The organism is Streptomyces ortus, from assembly GCF_026341275.1.
GTDB lineage: Bacteria > Actinomycetota > Actinomycetes > Streptomycetales > Streptomycetaceae > Streptomyces > Streptomyces ortus.
On record NZ_JAIFZO010000002.1, the window covers coordinates 4,112,462 to 4,129,522 of the forward strand.

The 17,061-nt window shown below is 70.8% G+C and carries 12 protein-coding genes and 5 tRNA genes; 7 read left to right on the forward strand and 10 right to left on the reverse strand.

Annotated features, from left to right (window positions below; all coding sequences use genetic code 11):
* Window positions 1-12: 12 nt before the first annotated feature.
* The 3 genes from K3769_RS21405 to K3769_RS21415 form a co-directional block, all read right to left on the reverse strand.
* Entirely contained in the window at window positions 13-291 is a 279-nt protein-coding gene (locus K3769_RS21405) for a type II toxin-antitoxin system RelE family toxin (protein ID WP_267028002.1), read from the reverse strand.
* Entirely contained in the window at window positions 284-550 is a 267-nt protein-coding gene (locus K3769_RS21410) for a type II toxin-antitoxin system Phd/YefM family antitoxin (RefSeq protein WP_267028003.1), read from the reverse strand. Before K3769_RS21410 ends, K3769_RS21405 begins: the two co-directional genes overlap by 8 nt.
* A gap of 123 nt (window positions 551-673) precedes the next feature.
* Window positions 674-913 carry a hypothetical protein gene (locus tag K3769_RS21415; protein WP_372515003.1) on the reverse strand — a complete coding sequence of 80 codons (240 nt, stop codon included), beginning with the start codon at window positions 911-913 and terminating at the stop codon, window positions 674-676.
* Between the two features lie 77 nt (window positions 914-990).
* On the opposite strand from K3769_RS21415, the gene K3769_RS21420 reads away from it, so the two are divergent.
* On the forward strand, window positions 991-1,254 hold the full coding sequence (locus K3769_RS21420) for a winged helix-turn-helix domain-containing protein (protein ID WP_267028004.1): 264 nt from the start codon (window positions 991-993) through the stop codon (window positions 1,252-1,254).
* A gap of 51 nt (window positions 1,255-1,305) precedes the next feature.
* On the opposite strand, the gene K3769_RS21425 is transcribed toward K3769_RS21420, so the two are convergent.
* From K3769_RS21425 to K3769_RS21450, 6 genes are all read right to left on the reverse strand, one after another.
* Window positions 1,306-1,378, reverse strand: a tRNA-Lys gene (locus tag K3769_RS21425).
* A 132-nt stretch (window positions 1,379-1,510) separates the two neighbouring features.
* Complete coding sequence (locus K3769_RS21430) at window positions 1,511-3,046, reverse strand: amino acid permease (RefSeq protein WP_267028005.1); 1,536 nt, start codon at window positions 3,044-3,046, stop codon at window positions 1,511-1,513.
* A gap of 127 nt (window positions 3,047-3,173) precedes the next feature.
* Window positions 3,174-5,294 (reverse strand): LamG domain-containing protein, encoded by a 2,121-nt coding sequence (locus K3769_RS21435; RefSeq protein ID WP_267028006.1) that lies wholly within the window; start codon window positions 5,292-5,294, stop codon window positions 3,174-3,176.
* Window positions 5,295-5,534: 240 nt separating this feature from the next.
* Window positions 5,535-7,790: a DEAD/DEAH box helicase gene (locus K3769_RS21440; RefSeq protein WP_267028007.1), complete on the reverse strand. Its 2,256-nt coding sequence runs from the start codon at window positions 7,788-7,790 to the stop codon at window positions 5,535-5,537.
* 284 nt (window positions 7,791-8,074) lie between these two features.
* Window positions 8,075-8,587 (reverse strand): hypothetical protein, encoded by a 513-nt coding sequence (locus K3769_RS21445; RefSeq protein ID WP_282566900.1) that lies wholly within the window; start codon window positions 8,585-8,587, stop codon window positions 8,075-8,077.
* A 258-nt stretch (window positions 8,588-8,845) separates the two neighbouring features.
* A complete protein-coding gene (locus tag K3769_RS21450) occupies window positions 8,846-9,196 on the reverse strand; it encodes a metallopeptidase family protein (protein WP_189776386.1) in 351 nt (116 codons plus the stop codon).
* Between the two features lie 149 nt (window positions 9,197-9,345).
* Between K3769_RS21450 and K3769_RS21455 the strand changes: the two genes are divergently transcribed.
* From K3769_RS21455 to K3769_RS21470, 4 genes are all read left to right on the forward strand, one after another.
* Window positions 9,346-10,902: a metallophosphoesterase gene (locus K3769_RS21455; RefSeq protein ID WP_267028009.1), complete on the forward strand. Its 1,557-nt coding sequence runs from the start codon at window positions 9,346-9,348 to the stop codon at window positions 10,900-10,902.
* Between the two features lie 80 nt (window positions 10,903-10,982).
* A tRNA-Glu gene (locus K3769_RS21460) sits at window positions 10,983-11,055 on the forward strand.
* 47 nt (window positions 11,056-11,102) lie between these two features.
* Window positions 11,103-11,177, forward strand: a tRNA-Asp gene (locus tag K3769_RS21465).
* A gap of 27 nt (window positions 11,178-11,204) precedes the next feature.
* A tRNA-Phe gene (locus K3769_RS21470) sits at window positions 11,205-11,281 on the forward strand.
* Window positions 11,282-11,480: 199 nt separating this feature from the next.
* Here the strand turns inward: K3769_RS21470 and K3769_RS21475 are convergent.
* Entirely contained in the window at window positions 11,481-12,563 is a 1,083-nt protein-coding gene (locus K3769_RS21475; protein ID WP_267031483.1) for an ABC transporter permease, read from the reverse strand.
* A gap of 158 nt (window positions 12,564-12,721) precedes the next feature.
* Between K3769_RS21475 and hrpA the strand changes: the two genes are divergently transcribed.
* Both hrpA and K3769_RS21485 read left to right on the forward strand, forming a co-directional pair.
* Window positions 12,722-16,720: an ATP-dependent RNA helicase HrpA gene (hrpA, locus tag K3769_RS21480; RefSeq protein WP_267028010.1), complete on the forward strand. Its 3,999-nt coding sequence runs from the start codon at window positions 12,722-12,724 to the stop codon at window positions 16,718-16,720.
* A 93-nt stretch (window positions 16,721-16,813) separates the two neighbouring features.
* Window positions 16,814-16,888 (forward strand) — tRNA-Asp (locus K3769_RS21485).
* Window positions 16,889-17,061: the final 173 nt, after the last annotated feature.

Here is a 17,061-nt window from a genome sequence, read left to right on the forward strand (position 1 = left end):
ACGGTCATACGTCTATACGTCGTAGACGGTGGACCGGTGTCCGACGTGAACCACCCACACCACCAGTTCACCGTTGTCGAGCGTGTAGATGACCCGGTGGTCCCCGACGCGGAGGCGGCGCCGGTCCGGCTGGGAGACGAGCGCGGTGCTGTGGAAGCCGAGCGGGTCGGTCTCCAGCTCGGTCAGCTTGGCAAGGATGCGGAGTGCGGCAGCACGGGGAATCTTTCGCAGCTCCGACCGGGCCTCCGGCCGAAAGACGGTGCGATACGCACGCGCACCGGGCTCACTCACCGCGGGCCAGCGTCTCCCGCATGACGTCCTCGATCGGGGCACCTGCCGCCTTGCTGGCCATGCGCTCGTCGATGATCCGGTTGATCTCGCGCTCTTCCCACTCCTGATACCTGCGCAGGACCTCGATGGACACGACGGCGGCCACTTCCCTGCCCCGTCGGGTGATGACCGTGGGAGTGTCGTCGCGGTCGGCCCGCTCGACCACCTCGGCCAGGTGGGCGCGCACGTCACGGATGGACTCTATGGGCATCTGGGTCATGCGCCCAAGAGTACCGAGTGCACCATGTGTACACAACGCGTCCACCAGGCCTTCGGTGCGTCTGCGCCTACTCGCCGCCGGGCAGGCGCATGCCCCGGGACTCGGCGACGCGCAGGGCGTCACTCAGGCACTCGGCGAGCCGACGACCGCGAAGCGCAGCTCCGCGGCCGGGGACGCCGGGTCGTCCAGCAACGGGCGGGCGAGGCCGAGCACGTCGGCGCCGGTGGCGAGCAGGACGGCCTCCAGGTCGTCGGCGAGCCGGGACAGGTGGCTGCCGCCGTGGTCCATGACCAGACAGCAGGGCTTCCCGTCGAGGGACCGCCAGGGCAGCGGACGAGGTGCGGTGTCGAGGGGGCGCTCCATCAGGCGGCCACTTCCCGCGCACCGATCAGATGCGTTCTGCCTCTGCGGTACGCGTAAGGCTGCGGCACCGTGGGGGGATGAGTGAGCTTCCGCGCTACGAGTACGTGAAACTCGCCGACGCGATCGAGGCGGACATCGCGTCCGGCAAGTTGCCGCAGGGGGCCGCGCTGCCCGGCGAGCGGGCGATGACGGAGCTGTACGGCGTGAGCATCGGCACCGTGCGCCGCCCCATCGTCGAACTCCGCAAACGGGGACTGGTCGCGACCCTGCCCGCGAAGGGGACGTACGTCATCGACATGCCGAAGGCGCCCGGCGACGGGAGCGAACCCCGCCAGACATGACGGACAAGACGAGCCCCCAGCTCAAGCGCCTCTGAGCTGGGGGCTTTCGTGTAGACCCTGTGGGACTCGAACCCACAACCAATGGATTAAAAGTCCACTGCTCTGCCAATTGAGCTAAGGGTCCGTGCGCCGGGCATCGCCGGCGCACGCGCCGACCGTGGTCGACGCAGGAACGAGCATAGCCGGACGCGGCCGGGACTCCGATCGGGTATCGGTGTCCCGGCCGCGCCGGGCGGTCGCCATGGGGCGCCGGACGTCACGGATCCAGCGGTTCCGGGGCGCCCGCGCGGGCCGCCTCGCGGGCGCGGGTGCGCTCGTGGTCCGGGTTGAGGAACCAGTGCCGGGCCGAGGCGAACCACCACGCCGCCGCGAAGCCGAGGACCGCCAGGACGGCGACGGGCGCGTAGTTGAAGGTCTCCCAGGTGACCGGGGAGACCTGCGGGAGCATGAAGAGGATCGTGATGACGGCGACCCAGGCCACCGCCACGATGCCTGTCGGGCGGGACCAGCGGCCCAGGTGCCACGGGCCCCGTTCGAACGCCTCGCCCTTGCGCAGCCGGAGCAGGGTGGGGATGACGTACGCGATGTAGAGGCCGATCACCGCGATCGACGTCACCGCCGCGTACGCGGTCACGTTGATCAGGTACGGCAGGCCGAGGACCAGCGCGCCCAGCGCCGCGAGCCACACCGCCGCGACGGGCGTACGGGTGCGCGGGTTCACCGTGTGCCAGAGGTTGGAGTACGGCAGCGCCCCGTCCCGCGAGAAGGCGTAGATCATGCGGGAGTTGGCTGTCACCGACGCCATGCCGCAGAAGAGCTGCGCGCCGATGACAACGAGGAGCAGGAGCTTGCCCGTCGTCGCGCCCAGCGCGTCCAGGAGGATCTGGGCCGGCGGTACGCCCGTCGGCGACGTGCGCGCGCCGTCGTACGACTGGATCGCGAAGGTGAAGCCGAGGAGGAGGACGAAGCCCGCGATCCACGAGGTCCAGATGGACTGGACGATGCCCTTCGGTCCGGCCGTGGACGCGTCGTGCGTCTCCTCCGTCATGTGCGCCGAGGCGTCGTACCCGGTGAAGGTGTACTGCGCCATCAGCAGGCCCAGCAGCACCACGTAGAAGCCGCTGCCCCAGCCCGTGTTGTTCACGAACTCCGTGAAGACGAAGGACGCCGACTGGTGGTGGTCCGGTACGAAGGTCAGCGCGCCGACGATGACCGCGACGCCCACGACGTGCCACCAGACGCTGACGCTGTTGAGGAGGCCGACGATGCGTACGCCGAAGGTGTTCAGCAGGCCGTGCAGGACCAGGATGGCGGCGAAGAGCAGGATCGTGCGGCCGGGGGTGACCTCGAAACCGAACTGGAGGTTCAGGTACGCGCCCAGGAACGAGGCCGCCCCGAAGTCGATACCGGCGGTCACCGCGACCTGCCCGAGGACGTTGAACCAGCCGGTGAACCACGCCCAGGCCGCCGCCGTACGCGCCGGAGCCAGGCGGTGGGCCCAGAAGTACAGGCCCGCGGAGGTCGGGTACGCCGAGCAGATCTCGGCCATCGCAAGTCCGACGAACAGGGTCATCAGGCCGACCGCGACCCAGCCCCAGGTGATCACGGCGGGACCGCCGGTGTTCATGCCGAACAGGTAGAGCGTCAGGCAGCCCGACAGGACCGAGATGATCGTGAAGGAGACCGCGTAGTTGGAGAACGCCGACATGCGGCGGGCGAGAACCTGCGTGTAACCGAGCTGGGTCAGCCGCTCTTCGTCCGACAGCCCACTCACTCTGGCGTCTTCTGTCATGCCCCCAGCAATTCCCTCGCCGGAGGTATGACATGCGCCACAGTGCGGTTGATCTGGCCGAAACACGGCCGGTGGGGTCCCGGCCGGGCCGGGACCCCACGTCCGCTGCACGTCCACTGCTCGTCCGCTACACGTCCGCCATTCCGAGCCGCAGGTGGATGACCTGGTCCGAGGTCAGCACCCCCGCGTGGACGTGCACCTCGTCGACCACGCCGTCCAGGTACTCGCCCCAGCCCCCGGCCACCCGCGACCGCCCGACCTCGATGCCGGTCTTCGCCGTCCAGCCCGGCCGGTACGACGTCCGCGCCGAAACGTCTCCGTCGACGTACAGCAGGATCTCGTCGGCCGCGTCGTCGTACACGAGCGACAGGTGGTGGTCGTCGTCCGGGGACGCCCACGCGTTCCCCGCGGTGAGCGTGGTCTCCTCGCCGTCCGCGTCCGTCAGCACCGCCTCGAACCGCTCCGAGGCCCCCGAGTAGCGCACCGCGGCGAGAGAGCCGTCCGCACCGGGCAGCGACAGCACCGTCATCGGCCGGTCCCGCGACGCGCCGTCAACCCGTACGTGCGCGGAGAGCGAGAAGCTGTCCCCGGTGTCGACGACCGGCCCGTCCGCCGCGGCGAAGTCGCCGTCGCCGTCCAGCACCAGATGTCCGGCCCCGACGATGGGCAGGGGCACCGGTGCGCAGTCCGGGTCGGCCCCCGGGTCGCAGGAGTTGTCGTCGTTGTAGATCGTGGCGTCCCCACCGAACGTCAGCGGCAGTCCGCCGTCCCGCTCCGGGCTGCCGCCGTCCGCCACCTCGTCCAGTGCCCAGTACCCCTTGCTCGCGGTGCCGCGTTTCGCGAGCGCGGCGGCCTCGGGGGCGACGACCACCCGGTCCCACACGCGGACGTCGGCCAGCGCGCCGTGCCAGTTGGCGCCGACACCGCTCCGGGTCCGCCCGACCTGGAGGTTCCCTGACGCCGAGGGCGCCGTGACGTTCTCGGCGGTGCCGACCGACCTGCCGTTCACATACAGACGGGCCGTCCCGGCCACCGGGTCGTGGACGCCGGTCAGCTGCGCCCACTCCCCGCTCTCGGGCACTCCGCCCCGTACGACCGAGTCGCCCACCGTGAACGACCAGGCTCCGTCGTCCGTCCCCAGCCCGAACGCCGCCGCGTCCGCGCCGCCGTCCTGGCTCACCGCCGCCAGGTCCTCGGCCAGGGAGTCCGGGCGTACCCAGGCGCTGACCGTGAAAGCCGCGGCGGGGTCGGCCGCCGGGGCGCCGCTGGTCAGGTACGCCCCGGCCGTGCCGTCGAACTCCGCCGCTCCCGTCACCGCGGTCCGCGCGGGGCCCTCGGCGCCGAACCCGACCCCGGCACCCGCCGTCGCGGGACGGCCGCCCGCGCCTGCCGCGGCCTCGGTGGCCCCGGCCGCGTCGGCGAGCTTCCAGGCGGCTACGGGCGTACGGCCCTCGCTCACGCGGAACATGTATTCCCTGGGCGCGCTCGCGTTGCCCGCCCGGTCGACGGCCTGGACCGTCAGCCTGGGGATGCCCGCGGACTGCGGCAGGTAGGTGAGCACGACCGGGCCACCGGGCTCCGCCGGCTTCGCGGTCCGGGTGCCGCCGCCCGAGAAGTAGTAGAGGTACGACACCGTGTCGTCCGACGTGGAGTCGACGGTGAACGTGCCGTACTTGCCCACCCCGTCGTGCCACTCGCCGTCGTCGGAGTAGTCGGGGTATTCCGGGGACGACACCGAGGGCTTCGCGGGCGCCTCGTCGTCGTACACGAAGGCGCACGACCGTCCTTCGTTGTCGGAGCTCCACGGTCCCCACACCGTGCCGTCGTGCGCCCGCACCCGCCAGCTCACCTCGGTGAAGACCGGTATGTCGGACGGTACGGTCCAGCTGAACGTGGATCCGCTGGTCCGGTGGGTCGTCTCGACCGTACGCACCTGGGGGTCACCCGCGTCGTCCGTCCAGGACACCTCGAACTGGGCGCTCACCCGGTTCCCGTCCGGGTCGCGCAGCACCGCGGACAGCGTCGGTGCCGAGCGCACGTACGTCGGATCCGCGGCACCCGCACAAGCCGCGCTCCCGGTCGAGAGACCGGCCCCAGCGGGCTGCGACGGCGGCCGGTTCTCGGCCGCCGAGGCCGCTGAGGCCGCCGAAGCCGCCGTGGCCGTCCACGGGCCGAGCGCGACGGCCGACGACGCGAGCGTCACGGCGATCGCGCAGCGTACGAGGGCATGACGAACTGGTGGCTTCAACGGGTCCCCTCCCCTGGGCCCGGCGATCCGCCGGGCCGTCCGATTGCGCGCCGGAGCGTAACAGCCACCGCTGCCAGGGAAGTTGTCATTTTTCGGCACCCCGCACCCCGCACCCGGCACCCGGCACTCGGCACTCGGCACTCGGCACCCAACACCCGGCGCGAACGCCGAAGGGCCCGGACGACCGAGGTCGTCCGGGCCCTTCGCGTTTTACGTCGCTACGGCGTCAGCTGAGGCGCGTCAGCCGTTGCGCTTCCAGCGCGGCTTGTCGTCACGGCGGCCGAAGGACGAGCCGGAGCCCGTGTTCGAACCGGAGCCCGAGCCGCGGTGGTCGTCGCGGCGGCCGGACGGACGGTCGTGGCCGGAGCGGAAGCCGCCGCCGGTGGGACGGTCGCTCTGCCGGTCACGGTTGAACGGACGGTCGCTGCCCCGGTGACCGCCGGAGGGGCGGTCGTCACGGCGGAAGCCGCCGCCGGTGGGACGGTCGCCGTCACGGCGGTCGCGGTTGAAGCCGCCGCCGGAGCCACCCGAGGGACGGTCGTCGCGGCGGAAGCCGCCACGGTCGCCACCGCGGTCGTCACGACGGTCGTCCCGGCGGAACCCGCCCGACGGACGGTCGTCACGCCGGTCGAAGGAACGGCCGCCACGCTCGTCGTCCCGGCGGAAGCCACCGGAAGGACGCTCGTCACGACGGTCACGGTTGAAGCCACCCGACGAACGGTCGTCGCGACGGTCACGGTTGAAACCGCCCGAGGGACGGTCGCCGTCACGGCGGTCACGGTTGAAGCCACCACCGGAGCCACCCGAGGGACGGTCGTCGCGGCGGAAGCCGCCACGGTCGCCACCGCGGTCGTCACGACGGAAGCCGCCGGACGGGCGGTCGTCGCGACGGTTGTCGCGGCGCTCGTAGTTGCCGCGGTCGTCACGACGCTGACGCGGCTCGTCGCGCGGGTCGGCGGCCTGCGCCACCGGCTCCTGCGCCACGGCGGCAGCCGCGGCCTCGACGACAGCCGCCGCCTCGGCCAGCGCGGCCTCCGGGTCCTCGCCGCGCTCACGCGCGGAACGGGCGACCAGGCGGTCGGCCTCCTCGCGCAGCTCGACGGCACGCCGCTGCGCGCGCTCCAGCTCCTTGGTGAGCTGCGACACCTCGCGCTCGGCCTGCTGCGCCGCGTTGCCCGCGGACTCGGCCTGCACCTCGGTCATCGACCGGGCGCCCGTGATCTCCGCGACCTCCGGGTCGAAGGCGGCGCCGCCCTGGATGATGTGGCGCGTGGCGTCGACGCCCGCGTCCTCCATCTGACGGAAGATCTGCCGGCGCTGGTGCGGCAGGGAGAGCGACACGACCGTGCCGCTGCGCCCCGCACGGGCCGTACGGCCGGAGCGGTGCAGGTAGTCCTTGTGGTCACCGGCCGGGTCCACGTTCAGGACCAGGTCGATGCCGTCGACGTGGATGCCTCGGGCGGCGACGTCGGTCGCGACGAGCGCGTTGACGTAGCCCTTCTTGAAGTCTTCGAGAACGCGGGTACGGGCGCCCTGCGTCATACCGCCGTGCAGCGCGTCGGCCTTCACGCCGGAGTCGCACAGCTGCTCGGCGATACGGTCGGCGCCCAGCTGGGTGCGGACGAAGATGATCGTGCGGCCCTTGCGGGAGGCGATCGCGGCGGTGACCGGCGCCTTGTCCTTGGGCTTCACGATGAGGATGTGGTGCGACATGGTCGTGACGTTGCCCTGGGCGCTGTCGACCTCGTGCGTCACCGGGTTGGTCAGGTAGCGCTTGACCAGCGTGGAGATCTCGTTCTCCATCGTGGCCGAGAACAACATGCGCTGGCCGCCGCCGGGGATCTGGTCGAGCAGCTCGGTGACCTCGGGCAGGAAGCCCAGGTCGGACATCTGGTCGGCCTCGTCGAGCACGGCGACCTGGACGTTCTCCAGGGAGCAGGCGCCACGGTTGATGATGTCGCGCAGCCGGCCCGGGGTGGCGACGAGGACGTCGACGCCGCGCTCCAGGGCGTAGATCTGGTTGCCCATCGACGTACCGCCGCAGACGACCTTCATCTTCAGGCCGAGCACGTCGCCGTACGGCTGGAGGGCGTCCGCGACCTGCATCGCGAGCTCACGGGTCGGCGTGAGGATGATGCCGCGGGGCTTCTTCTTCTCGGTGTGGCCGCCGGAGAGCTGAGTGAGCAGCGGCAGACCGAAGGAGAGGGTCTTGCCGGAGCCGGTACGGCCGCGGCCGAGGATGTCCTTGCCGGCCAGGGCGTCCGGGATGGTCGCGGCCTGGATCGGGAAGGGGCTGGTCACACCGTTCTGGCCGAGCTTGCGCACGACGCCCTCGGGGAGACCGAGGTCGGTGAAGGTGACCTCGGGGGCCCCGGGAGTTTCGGGGGTCTCAGAGGTCTGGGGAGCCGCGGAAAGCTCGGGGGCCGCGGTCTCTTCGGTCACCTCGGGTGCCTCGTTCTCGGGCACGACGATGTGATCAGTACTGGAAATGGACATGCGAATGCGAAACCTTCCGGAGTCTCTTCGGCACGCGCCCGTCAACTCCGTGATTTCGCAAACGACCGCCTCAATGCGGTCAGCCACGGCAAGGGAGAGTACGCGCCACGCGGCGCTCTGTGATGGCGCCGGGCGATGGGATCAAACGATCTACTACCATACGCACCCTGTGCCCCTCAAGGCAAACCGACGTCGAATGTCCAGGTCAGAGGCCCGTACGGCCTCCTGACGCCGGGGCTCCACCGGGCCTGCGCCGGTCCTGGGCCACGGCTGCCGGACCCCGCTCAGGCCTGAATCCCTGCCTCCGGCGCCGGCTCCCGACGCTGGGCGAGCTGCGGTTCGGGCTCCGGGTGCGCCGAGGACGACGGCTCGGCGGTGGTCGGGTCCGGGGACGGCGGAGGGGTCTCCTTGGGGGGCGTCGGCTCCGGGTCCTGACGCGTCGGCGTGGGCTGCTCCTTCGTCGGCGAAGGCACCCCTGGCCTGGGCTTCTTCCCGCCGGTGGCGCCCTTGGCCGGCTTCTTGGGCGCGGCCGAACCGCTCTCCCCCGCCGACGGCGACGCCGACCCGGACGCGGACTCGTGCGGCTTCATCCGAGCGTGTTTTCCGTCACTCGTCCCGCGCCCCGCGGCGCCCTCGCCGGTCACCGCGGACCCGCCGTCGGCCTCCTCGCCGCCCTGCTGCCCCGCCGAGTGGGAGGGCCTGGTCCGGCCGCTCCCCTCGTCGTCGCCGACGCTCATGCAGCCGGCGGAGGCGGCGACCGCCAGGGCCGCGGCGGCCAGACGGACGGGTACGTACATGGCGCGCACGGGCAGCTACCTCCGGATGGGGTCCCCTCCTGTCCGGCTGGGCCGGGAACCCGGGGACGGGAGCGCGAGGAAGGGGACGAGTGGTCACCCTGCCCAACTCCCGCCGCCCGCAAGAGGACACGCCGCCGTACGCGTACGTACCGTCACACCCGTACACGTGCGTACCCGTCACAGTCGTACGCGCACGTCCCTGTCGCACCCGTGCGCGTACGTACGCGTCGCACCCGTGCGCGCCGGGCCGCGCGTACGTCAGCCGTAGCCGAGCGCGTGCAGGCGTGCGTCGTCGATGCCGAAGTGGTGGGCGATCTCGTGCACCACCGTCACCTCGGTCTCGGCCACCACCTCCTCGCGCGTCCCGCACATCCGCAGCGTGGGCCCCCGGTAGATGGTGATCCGGTCCGGCAGCACCCCGGCGTACCACTCCCCGCGATCGGTCAGCGGAGTCCCCTCGTAGAGCCCGAGCAACTCGGGATCGTCGGCGGGCGGTTCGTCCTCGACGAACACCGCCACGTTGTCCATCAGCCGCGTCAGCTCCGGCGGAATCCGGTCCAGGGCCTCGGCGACCAGTTCCTCGAACTCCTCGCGCGTCATCTCCAGCACAGGACCATTGTCCGGTACGCACGCCCGGACGCCAGGGCCACCGCGTACGGGAGGGCGCGTGCGAGGGCGTACGGAAGCCGCACCGGACGCACACCCGACGCCGGCCGGCGCGCCGCATACCGACCCCGCCCCTTGGGCATACGGGCCCAATGGCCCGCGTCCCCGCTGCCGCCGCTCTGCTCCGCGTACGGAAGGCTCCCCGCATCCTCGTACGGCACTACCGCTCACGCCGTTCCCAGCCCGCCATCGAACTCGTCCAGCAACCGCACCCCTATACCCGTGCGCTCGGGCTCGTCGCCGTCGTGCTGCTCGGCGCGTGGCTCGGACTGCTGGTCGTCGGGAACGTCCGGGCGCCGGTCGGCCCCATGGACACCACGATGACCCTGCGCCCCTCCCTCACCGGTGGCACGAAGATCAACGTCTCGCCGCTCGGCGCCCTCGAACTGCGCAGCCACACCGCCCCGCTGCGGCTGGACGTGGACGTCGACCAGCTCGACCCGGTCCGCTCACAGGCCCTCGTCGACCACCCGGAACGGCTCTCCGGCCTACAGGACGAGGTCGCCGAGGACGTCGGCGCGGGCACGCTCGACCTGGCCGTACGGTCCTGTGCCGCCGTGGTCGCCGGTGCGACAGGTCTGGGCCTCGCGGTCTACCGCCGCCCGCGCCGGGCCCTCGCGGCGGGCGGCCTGGCACTGACGCTGCTGGCCGCGTGCGGCGCGACGGCCTTCGCCACCTGGAACCCCAAGTCGGTCCTCGAACCGAAGTTCTCGGGCCTGCTCTCCTCGGCGCCCTCGGTGGTCGGCAACGCGCGCAGCATCGTCAGCGAGTTCGACGTCTACCAGAAGGAACTGGCCCGCCTGGTCACGAATGTGACGAAGCTGTACGACGTCACGTCCACGCTGCCCGCGTACGCGCCGGACCCCTCCACGATCCGGGTCCTGCACGTCTCCGACATCCACCTCAACCCGGCGAGCTGGAAGATCATCGCGTCGCTGGTGAAGCAGTACAAGATCGATGTCGTCATCGACTCCGGGGACACGATGGACCACGGGACGGCGGCGGAGAACGGCTTCCTGGACCCGGCGGCCGACCTCGGCGCCCCGTACGTGTGGGTGCGCGGCAACCACGACGGGCAGGTCACGCAGGACTATCTGGAGCGCATGAAGAACGTGCACGTCCTCGACGACGGCCGGGCGGTGTCGGTCGCGGGACTGCGGTTCGCGGGGATCGGCGACCCGCAGTTCACACCGGACCGCTCGGCCGGGGTGGGCGGCGCGGGCCAGTCGGAGGTGCTGGCGGGTGCCCGTCTCGCCTCCTCCCTGCGCGACCAGGAGGCGGCCGGGACCCCGGTCGACATCGCGGTCGCGCACAACCCGACGGCGGCGCGCGAGACGGACGGGGACGTGCCGCTGGTGCTGGCGGGCCATGTCCACCACCAGGAGATGGAGGTCCTGAAGTACGGCACGCGGCTGCGTATCGAGGGCTCGACGGGTGGCGGCGGGCTGCGCGCGCTGGAGGGCGACGACCCCGCGCCGATCGAGACGTCGATCCTCTATCTGGACCGCGACACCCGTCGGCTGCAGGCCTGGGACGAGATCAAACTGGGCGGGCTCGGACTGACGACGGCCGAGGTCAGCCGCCATCTTCCGAAGGAGAACCAGCCGGGCGCGCCCGCCTCTCGCACCCCTTCCACCCCCACCCCGTAAACCGTTTTGGCGATCCCTCCCGACATCCCATATGCTTCTCACGTCCCCGACGCGCTGCGAAGCGCCCAGGTGGGCCGATAGCCCTCATCGTCTAGCGGCCTAGGACGCCGCCCTTTCAAGGCGGTAGCACGGGTTCGAATCCCGTTGGGGGCACGTAATACCGTGTGCGAGACTGAGTTCGCTCGCTTGCGCACAAGCTTGGTCCTGTGGAGCAGTTTGGAGTGCTCGCCACCCTGTCAAGGTGGAGGCCGCGGGTTCAAATCCCGTCAGGACCGCTTGCAGATCACTTCGGTGAACTGCGTGGCTGGGTAGCTCAGTTGGTACGAGCGATCGCCTGAAAAGCGATAGGTCGCCGGTTCGATCCCGGCCCCAGCCACCATTCGAAGGCCCCGTCCAGGTGGACGGGGCCTTCGCTGTGCGCCCGGCGCGGGGTCGTTCGGCCGGGGGCCGCCACCGGGGGCCGTTTGCGCCGTTCCCCGCGCCCCTGAAGACACCGGCGTGACACTCAGGGCGCCGGCACAGCCGCGAGGCCGTTGCCGCTGGACGCGCAGTTCCCCGCGCCCCCAGAAAGACGGCGGTCACGGCCGGGGCGTACCCGACGCGTGGGCCGGGGGTGCGGCGCGGCCCCCTGGGTGGCGGTGGCGCCAGGTCCAGAAGACCGCGCAGGAGAGCAGCGCCCAGCCGGCCAGGACCAGGAACGGGAAGACGTGCTGGTGGCCGGCGAAGTACACCGCCGTGTGCTGGGCGTTGACCGAGCCGCCGGGCGGGAGCCAGCGGCCGATGACGCCGAGCGGGGACGGCAGCAGGGGCCAGGAGACGGCACCGCCCGACGAGGGGTTGCCGAGCATGACCATCAGCCCCCACGTGGGAAGCATCGCCCAGCGCCCGAACAGGGTGTTGAACATCGTGAAGACCATGCCGGACGTGAACATGGTCAGCGCGAGGATCAGCCACGACTCGACGAACGGCAGCTTCAGGGCTCCGAGGATCCAGTCGACCGCCACCACGATCGCGAACCCGCCGAGCAGCGCGTACGCGGCGGTGAACGCGATCCGTTCCATCGGGTTCAGCCCCCGCGCGTGCACGCTGAGCTGGATCGCCCCGATGAAGCCGATGATCACCGCTGCCAGCGAGATGTAGAAGATGGCGAGCCCCCGCGGGTCGCCCTCCTGGAGCGGCTTGATGTCCCGGACCGTGACCTCCACCCCCGTCGCCCTGCCGACGGCCGGCGCCGCCTTCTCCAGCAGCTCCGCGACCGACGCCCCGGACGCCCCGGAGACGTCGAGGACCACCTTCTCGCCGGCGTCCCGCGTATCGAGGATCGCGAAGACCTTCTGGTCGTCCACCGCCCGTACGGCCGCCGCCCGGCTGTCGTACGCGTGGATCTTCAGGGAGGCGTCCAGCGCCTTCTCCATCCCCGCGAGGAACGCCTTGCCCCGCCCCTCCTCGTACGAGCCCACCACCGCGGTCGGCACATGGCGCGGGGTCGGGTCCGCCATGGAGTACGTGTACGAGCCGGCGAAGAGGCCCGCCGCTGCGGCGAGGATCAGCACCAGCACCGACGCGGGGAGGAAGGGGGACTCCTTGAAGGAGGCCCAGCGTTCGCGCCGCGTGGGCGGTCTGCCATGTGCACCGTGTGCACCCTGTGCGCCGTGCGGCATCTCGGACATACGCCCACGCTAAAGGGACGTACGGGATATTTCTCCGCGACGTCCGCCCGGCGCGACCCCTGGAGGAGCACCCCTGCGTCCGTCGCCGGAACCCCCGAGCGCAAAAGCGTTCGCCCCACGTTTCCCCGAGGTGAGATCCTGGACCGCGTATGTCTACGCATCCTGCCCCCGCCCTCGGCGATCTCGCCTCCCGTCTGGCCGAGCTGTCACTGCGCGACGCGCACCGGCTCGGGCGCAGGCTCGAGGGCGCGCGCCGGATCCGCAAGCCCGAGGCCCGCGCCGCCGTCACCGCCGAGATCGAGACGGAGGTGGCGAAGGCCGAGACCCGCATGGCCGAGCGGCGTACCCGCGTGCCCACCGTCTCGTACCCCGAGCAGCTGCCCGTCAGCCAGAAGAAGGACGTGATCGCGGACGCCATCCGTGATCACCAGGTCGTCATCGTCGCGGGTGAGACCGGCTCCGGCAAGACGACCCAGATCCCCAAGATCTGTCTGGAGCTGGGCCGTGGCGTCCGCGGCATGATCGGGCACACCCAGCCCCGCCGCATCGCCGCCCGTACCGTCGCCGAGCGGGTCGCCGACGAGCTGGACACCCCGCTGGGCGAGGCCGTCGGCTGGAAGGTCCGCTTCACCGACCAGGTCAGCCCGGAGGCCACCTTCGTCAAGCTGATGACGGACGGCATCCTGCTCGCCGAGGTCCAGACGGACCGCGAGCTGCGCGCGTACGACACGATCATCATCGACGAGGCCCACGAGCGGTCCCTGAACATCGACTTCCTGCTCGGCTATCTGGCCCAGCTGCTGCCGAAGCGGCCGGACCTGAAGGTCGTCATCACCTCGGCGACCATCGATCCCGAGCGGTTCTCCCGGCACTTCGGGGACGCGCCGATCGTCGAGGTCAGCGGGCGTACGTACCCCGTCGAGGTGCGTTACCGGCCGCTCCTCGAAGAGGACGGCGACGACGCCGACCGCGACCAGATCACCGCGATCTGCGACGCCGTCGAGGAGCTGCAGGGCGAGGGCAAGGGCGACATCCTCGTCTTCCTGTCGGGCGAGCGGGAGATCCGCGACACGGCCGACGCCCTCACCAAGAAGAACTACCGGTTCACCGAGGTGCTCCCCCTCTACGCGCGCCTCTCGCACGCCGAGCAGCACCGCGTGTTCCAGCCCCACACCGGGCGCAGGATCGTTCTGGCGACCAACGTCGCCGAGACCTCCCTCACCGTCCCGGGCATCAAGTACGTGATCGACCCGGGCAACGCCCGTATCTCCAGATACAGCCACCGCACCAAGGTCCAGCGGCTGCCCATCGAGGCGATCTCGCAGGCCAGCGCCAACCAGCGCAAGGGCCGCTGCGGCCGTACGAGCGACGGCATCTGCATCCGGCTGTACTCCGAGGACGACTTCCTCGCCCGCCCGGAGTTCACCGACGCCGAGATCCTCCGTACGAACCTGGCGTCCGTCATCCTCCAGATGACCGCGGCCGGGCTCGGCGAGATCGAGAAGTTCCCCTTCATCGACCCGCCGGACCACCGCAACATCCGCGACGGCGTCCAGCTCCTGCAAGAGCTCAACGCGCTCGACCCGACGGAGAAGGACCCGCGCAAGCGCCTCACCGACACCGGGCGCAAGCTCGCCCAGCTGCCCGTCGACCCGCGGCTGGCCCGGATGGTCCTGGAGGCCGACAAGAACGGCTGCGTCCGCGAGGTCATGGTGATCGCCGCCGCGCTCTCCATCCAGGACCCGCGCGAGCGGCCGGCCGAGAAGCAGACGCAGGCCGACCAGCAGCACGCCCGCTTCAAGGACGAGACCTCCGACTTCCTCGCGTACCTCAACCTCTGGCGGTACGTGCGCGAGCAGCAGAAGGAGCGCGGCTCGTCCTCGTTCCGTCGCATGTGCAAGCAGGAGTACCTGAACTTCCTGCGCATCCGCGAGTGGCAGGACATCTACACGCAGCTGCGGACCGTCGCCAAGCAGATGGGCATCCATCTGAACGAGGACGACGCGCCCGAGCAGCACGTCCACCTCTCCCTCCTGGCCGGCCTGCTCTCCCACATCGGCATGAAGGACGTGAAGGAGACCGGGAAGGAGGGCGGCAAGGACGGGGGCAAGGACGGCAGGAGCAGCGCGAAGAACGACTACGTGGGCGCCCGGAACGCCAAGTTCGCGATCTTCCCCGGCTCGGCCCTCTTCAAGAAGCCCCCGCGCTTCGTGATGTCCGCCGAACTCGTCGAGACGTCCCGGCTGTGGGCCCGCGTCAACGCGAAGATCGAGCCCGAGTGGATCGAACCGCTCGCGGAGCACCTGCTGAAGCGCACGTACAGCGAACCGCACTGGGAGAAGGACCAGGCGGCGGTGATGGCGTACGAGAAGGTCACGCTGTACGGGGTGCCGATCGTCGCCCAGCGGAAGGTCAACTACGGGCGGATCGACCCCGAGATCAGCCGGGAGCTGTTCATCCGCAACGCGCTCGTCGAGGGCGACTGGCGTACGCACCACAAGTTCTTCTCCGACAACCGGCGCCTGCTCACCGAGGTCGAGGAGCTGGAGCACCGGGCGCGGCGACGGGACATCCTGGTCGACGACGACACGCTCTTCGACTTCTACGAGGAGCGGGTGCCCGCCCATGTCGTGTCCGGCGCGCACTTCGACTCCTGGTGGAAGCACAAGCGGCAGGAAGAGCCCGAACTCCTCGACTTCGAGCGGTCGATGCTCATCCGGGAGACGGCCGGCGCGGTCACCAAGGACGACTATCCGGACTCGTGGCGGCAGGGACGGCTGAAGTTCCCCGTCACGTACCAGTTCGAGCCGGGCGCCGACGCGGACGGCGTGACCGTCCACATTCCGCTGCAGGTGCTGAACCAGGTCACGGACGACGGCTTCGAGTGGCAGATCCCGGGGCTGCGCGAACAGGTCGTCACCGAGCTGATCCGCTCCCTGCCGAAGCCGATCCGCCGCAACTACGTGCCCGCGCCCGACTTCGCGCGACGGTTCCTGGAGCGGGCGGTGCCGCTCCAGGAGCCCTTGACCGTGACGCTGGCACGCGATCTGAAACGCATGGTCGGAGTACCCCTCACCGCCGACGACTTCGACTGGTCCCGGCTCGACGACCACCTGAAGATCACCTTCCGGATCGTCGACGAGCGGCGCCGCAAGCTGGCCGAGGACAAGGACCTGGAGGCCCTGAAGACCCGGCTGCGGCCGAAGGCGCGCCAGGCGATCTCCAAGGCCGCGGCGGCCACGGCCGAGCGGCAGGGCGGCGAGTCCCTGGAGCGCACGGGGCTGACCGACTGGACCATCGGCTCCCTCAGCCGCCTCTTCGAGACGCGCCGGGCGGGCCAACCGGTGAAGGCGTACCCGGCGCTGGTCGACGAGGGTCCGGGGGCGAACACCGTCGCGGTACGCCTCTTCGACACCGAGGCCGAGCAGCAGCAGGCGATGTGGCAGGGCACGCGGCGGCTCATCCTGCGCAACATCCCGGTGAACCCGGCGAAGTTCGCGTCGGACAAGCTCACCAACGCCCAGAAGCTGGCCCTATCCGCGAATCCGCACGGGTCGATCCAGGCCCTGTTCGACGACTGCGCGACGGCCGCCGCCGACAAGCTGATCGGCGACTTCGGAGGCCCGGCCTGGGACGAGGAGTCGTACCGGAAGCTGTACGAGAAGGTGCGCGCCGAGATCGTCGACACGACGGTCCGCACGGTCGGCCAGGTCGAGCAGGTGCTGGCCGCCTGGCAGGCCTGTGAGCGCCGTCTGAAGGGCGTACGCAGCGCCGTGCTCCTGGCCAACCTGACGGACGTACGGACGCAGCTGGACGCCCTTGTGCGGCCCGGCTTCGTCACGGCGACGGGCCTGCGGCGGCTGCCGGACCTGATGCGCTATCTGGTGGCGGCGGACCGCCGGCTGCAGCAGATGCCGACGAACGCGCAGCGGGACACCAGCCGGATGGAGAAGGTCCACGAGATGCAGGACGAGTACGCCTGGCTGCTGGAGCAGTTGCCGCAGGGGCGCCCTGTCCCCTCCTCCGTGCGGGACATCCGCTGGATGATCGAGGAGCTGCGCGTCAGCTACTTCGCGCACGCGCTGGGTACGGCGTATCCGGTCTCCGACAAGCGCATCGTGAAGGCGATCGACGCGGTCGCACCGTAACGGGGTCCGCACACCGGGTGAGTTCGCTCGGGGGGCCAACCCTCCTGTACAGTCTTGTCTCGCAGCGCAACGCAAGATCGCACTGCGAAACAAGGTCCTGTGGAGCAGTTTGGAGTGCTCGCCACCCTGTCAAGGTGGAGGCCGCGGGTTCAAATCCCGTCAGGACCGCAGAAGAAGAAACAGAAGGCCCCGCTTCCGGTAACGGAAGCGGGGCCTTCTGTGTTGCGCCCTCCAGGGGCGCGGGGAACTGGGCAACAAGCCCCGCACCGACCCCACAGGCCTCAGGGGGCCCGTCCGCCGTCCACACGCCCTTGACGCCGTCACATTCCGCCAGTACCTAC

What these genes read in the sequence shown, in the direction of transcription:
- K3769_RS21410 (WP_267028003.1), bottom strand. Translation starts at nt 550, where the DNA reads ATGACCCAGATGCCCATAGAGTCCATCCGTGACGTGCGCGCCCACCTG.
- K3769_RS21415 (WP_372515003.1), bottom strand. Translation starts at nt 913, where the DNA reads ATGGAGCGCCCCCTCGACACCGCACCTCGTCCGCTGCCCTGGCGGTCC.
- K3769_RS21420 (WP_267028004.1), top strand. Translation starts at nt 991, where the DNA reads ATGAGTGAGCTTCCGCGCTACGAGTACGTGAAACTCGCCGACGCGATC.
- K3769_RS21430 (WP_267028005.1), bottom strand. Translation starts at nt 3,046, where the DNA reads ATGACAGAAGACGCCAGAGTGAGTGGGCTGTCGGACGAAGAGCGGCTG.
- K3769_RS21440 (WP_267028007.1), bottom strand. Translation starts at nt 7,790, where the DNA reads ATGTCCATTTCCAGTACTGATCACATCGTCGTGCCCGAGAACGAGGCA.
- K3769_RS21445 (WP_282566900.1), bottom strand. Translation starts at nt 8,587, where the DNA reads ATGTACGTACCCGTCCGTCTGGCCGCCGCGGCCCTGGCGGTCGCCGCC.
- K3769_RS21455 (WP_267028009.1), top strand. Translation starts at nt 9,346, where the DNA reads ATGGCCCGCGTCCCCGCTGCCGCCGCTCTGCTCCGCGTACGGAAGGCT.
- K3769_RS21475 (WP_267031483.1), bottom strand. Translation starts at nt 12,563, where the DNA reads ATGCCGCACGGCGCACAGGGTGCACACGGTGCACATGGCAGACCGCCC.
- hrpA (WP_267028010.1), top strand. Translation starts at nt 12,722, where the DNA reads ATGTCTACGCATCCTGCCCCCGCCCTCGGCGATCTCGCCTCCCGTCTG.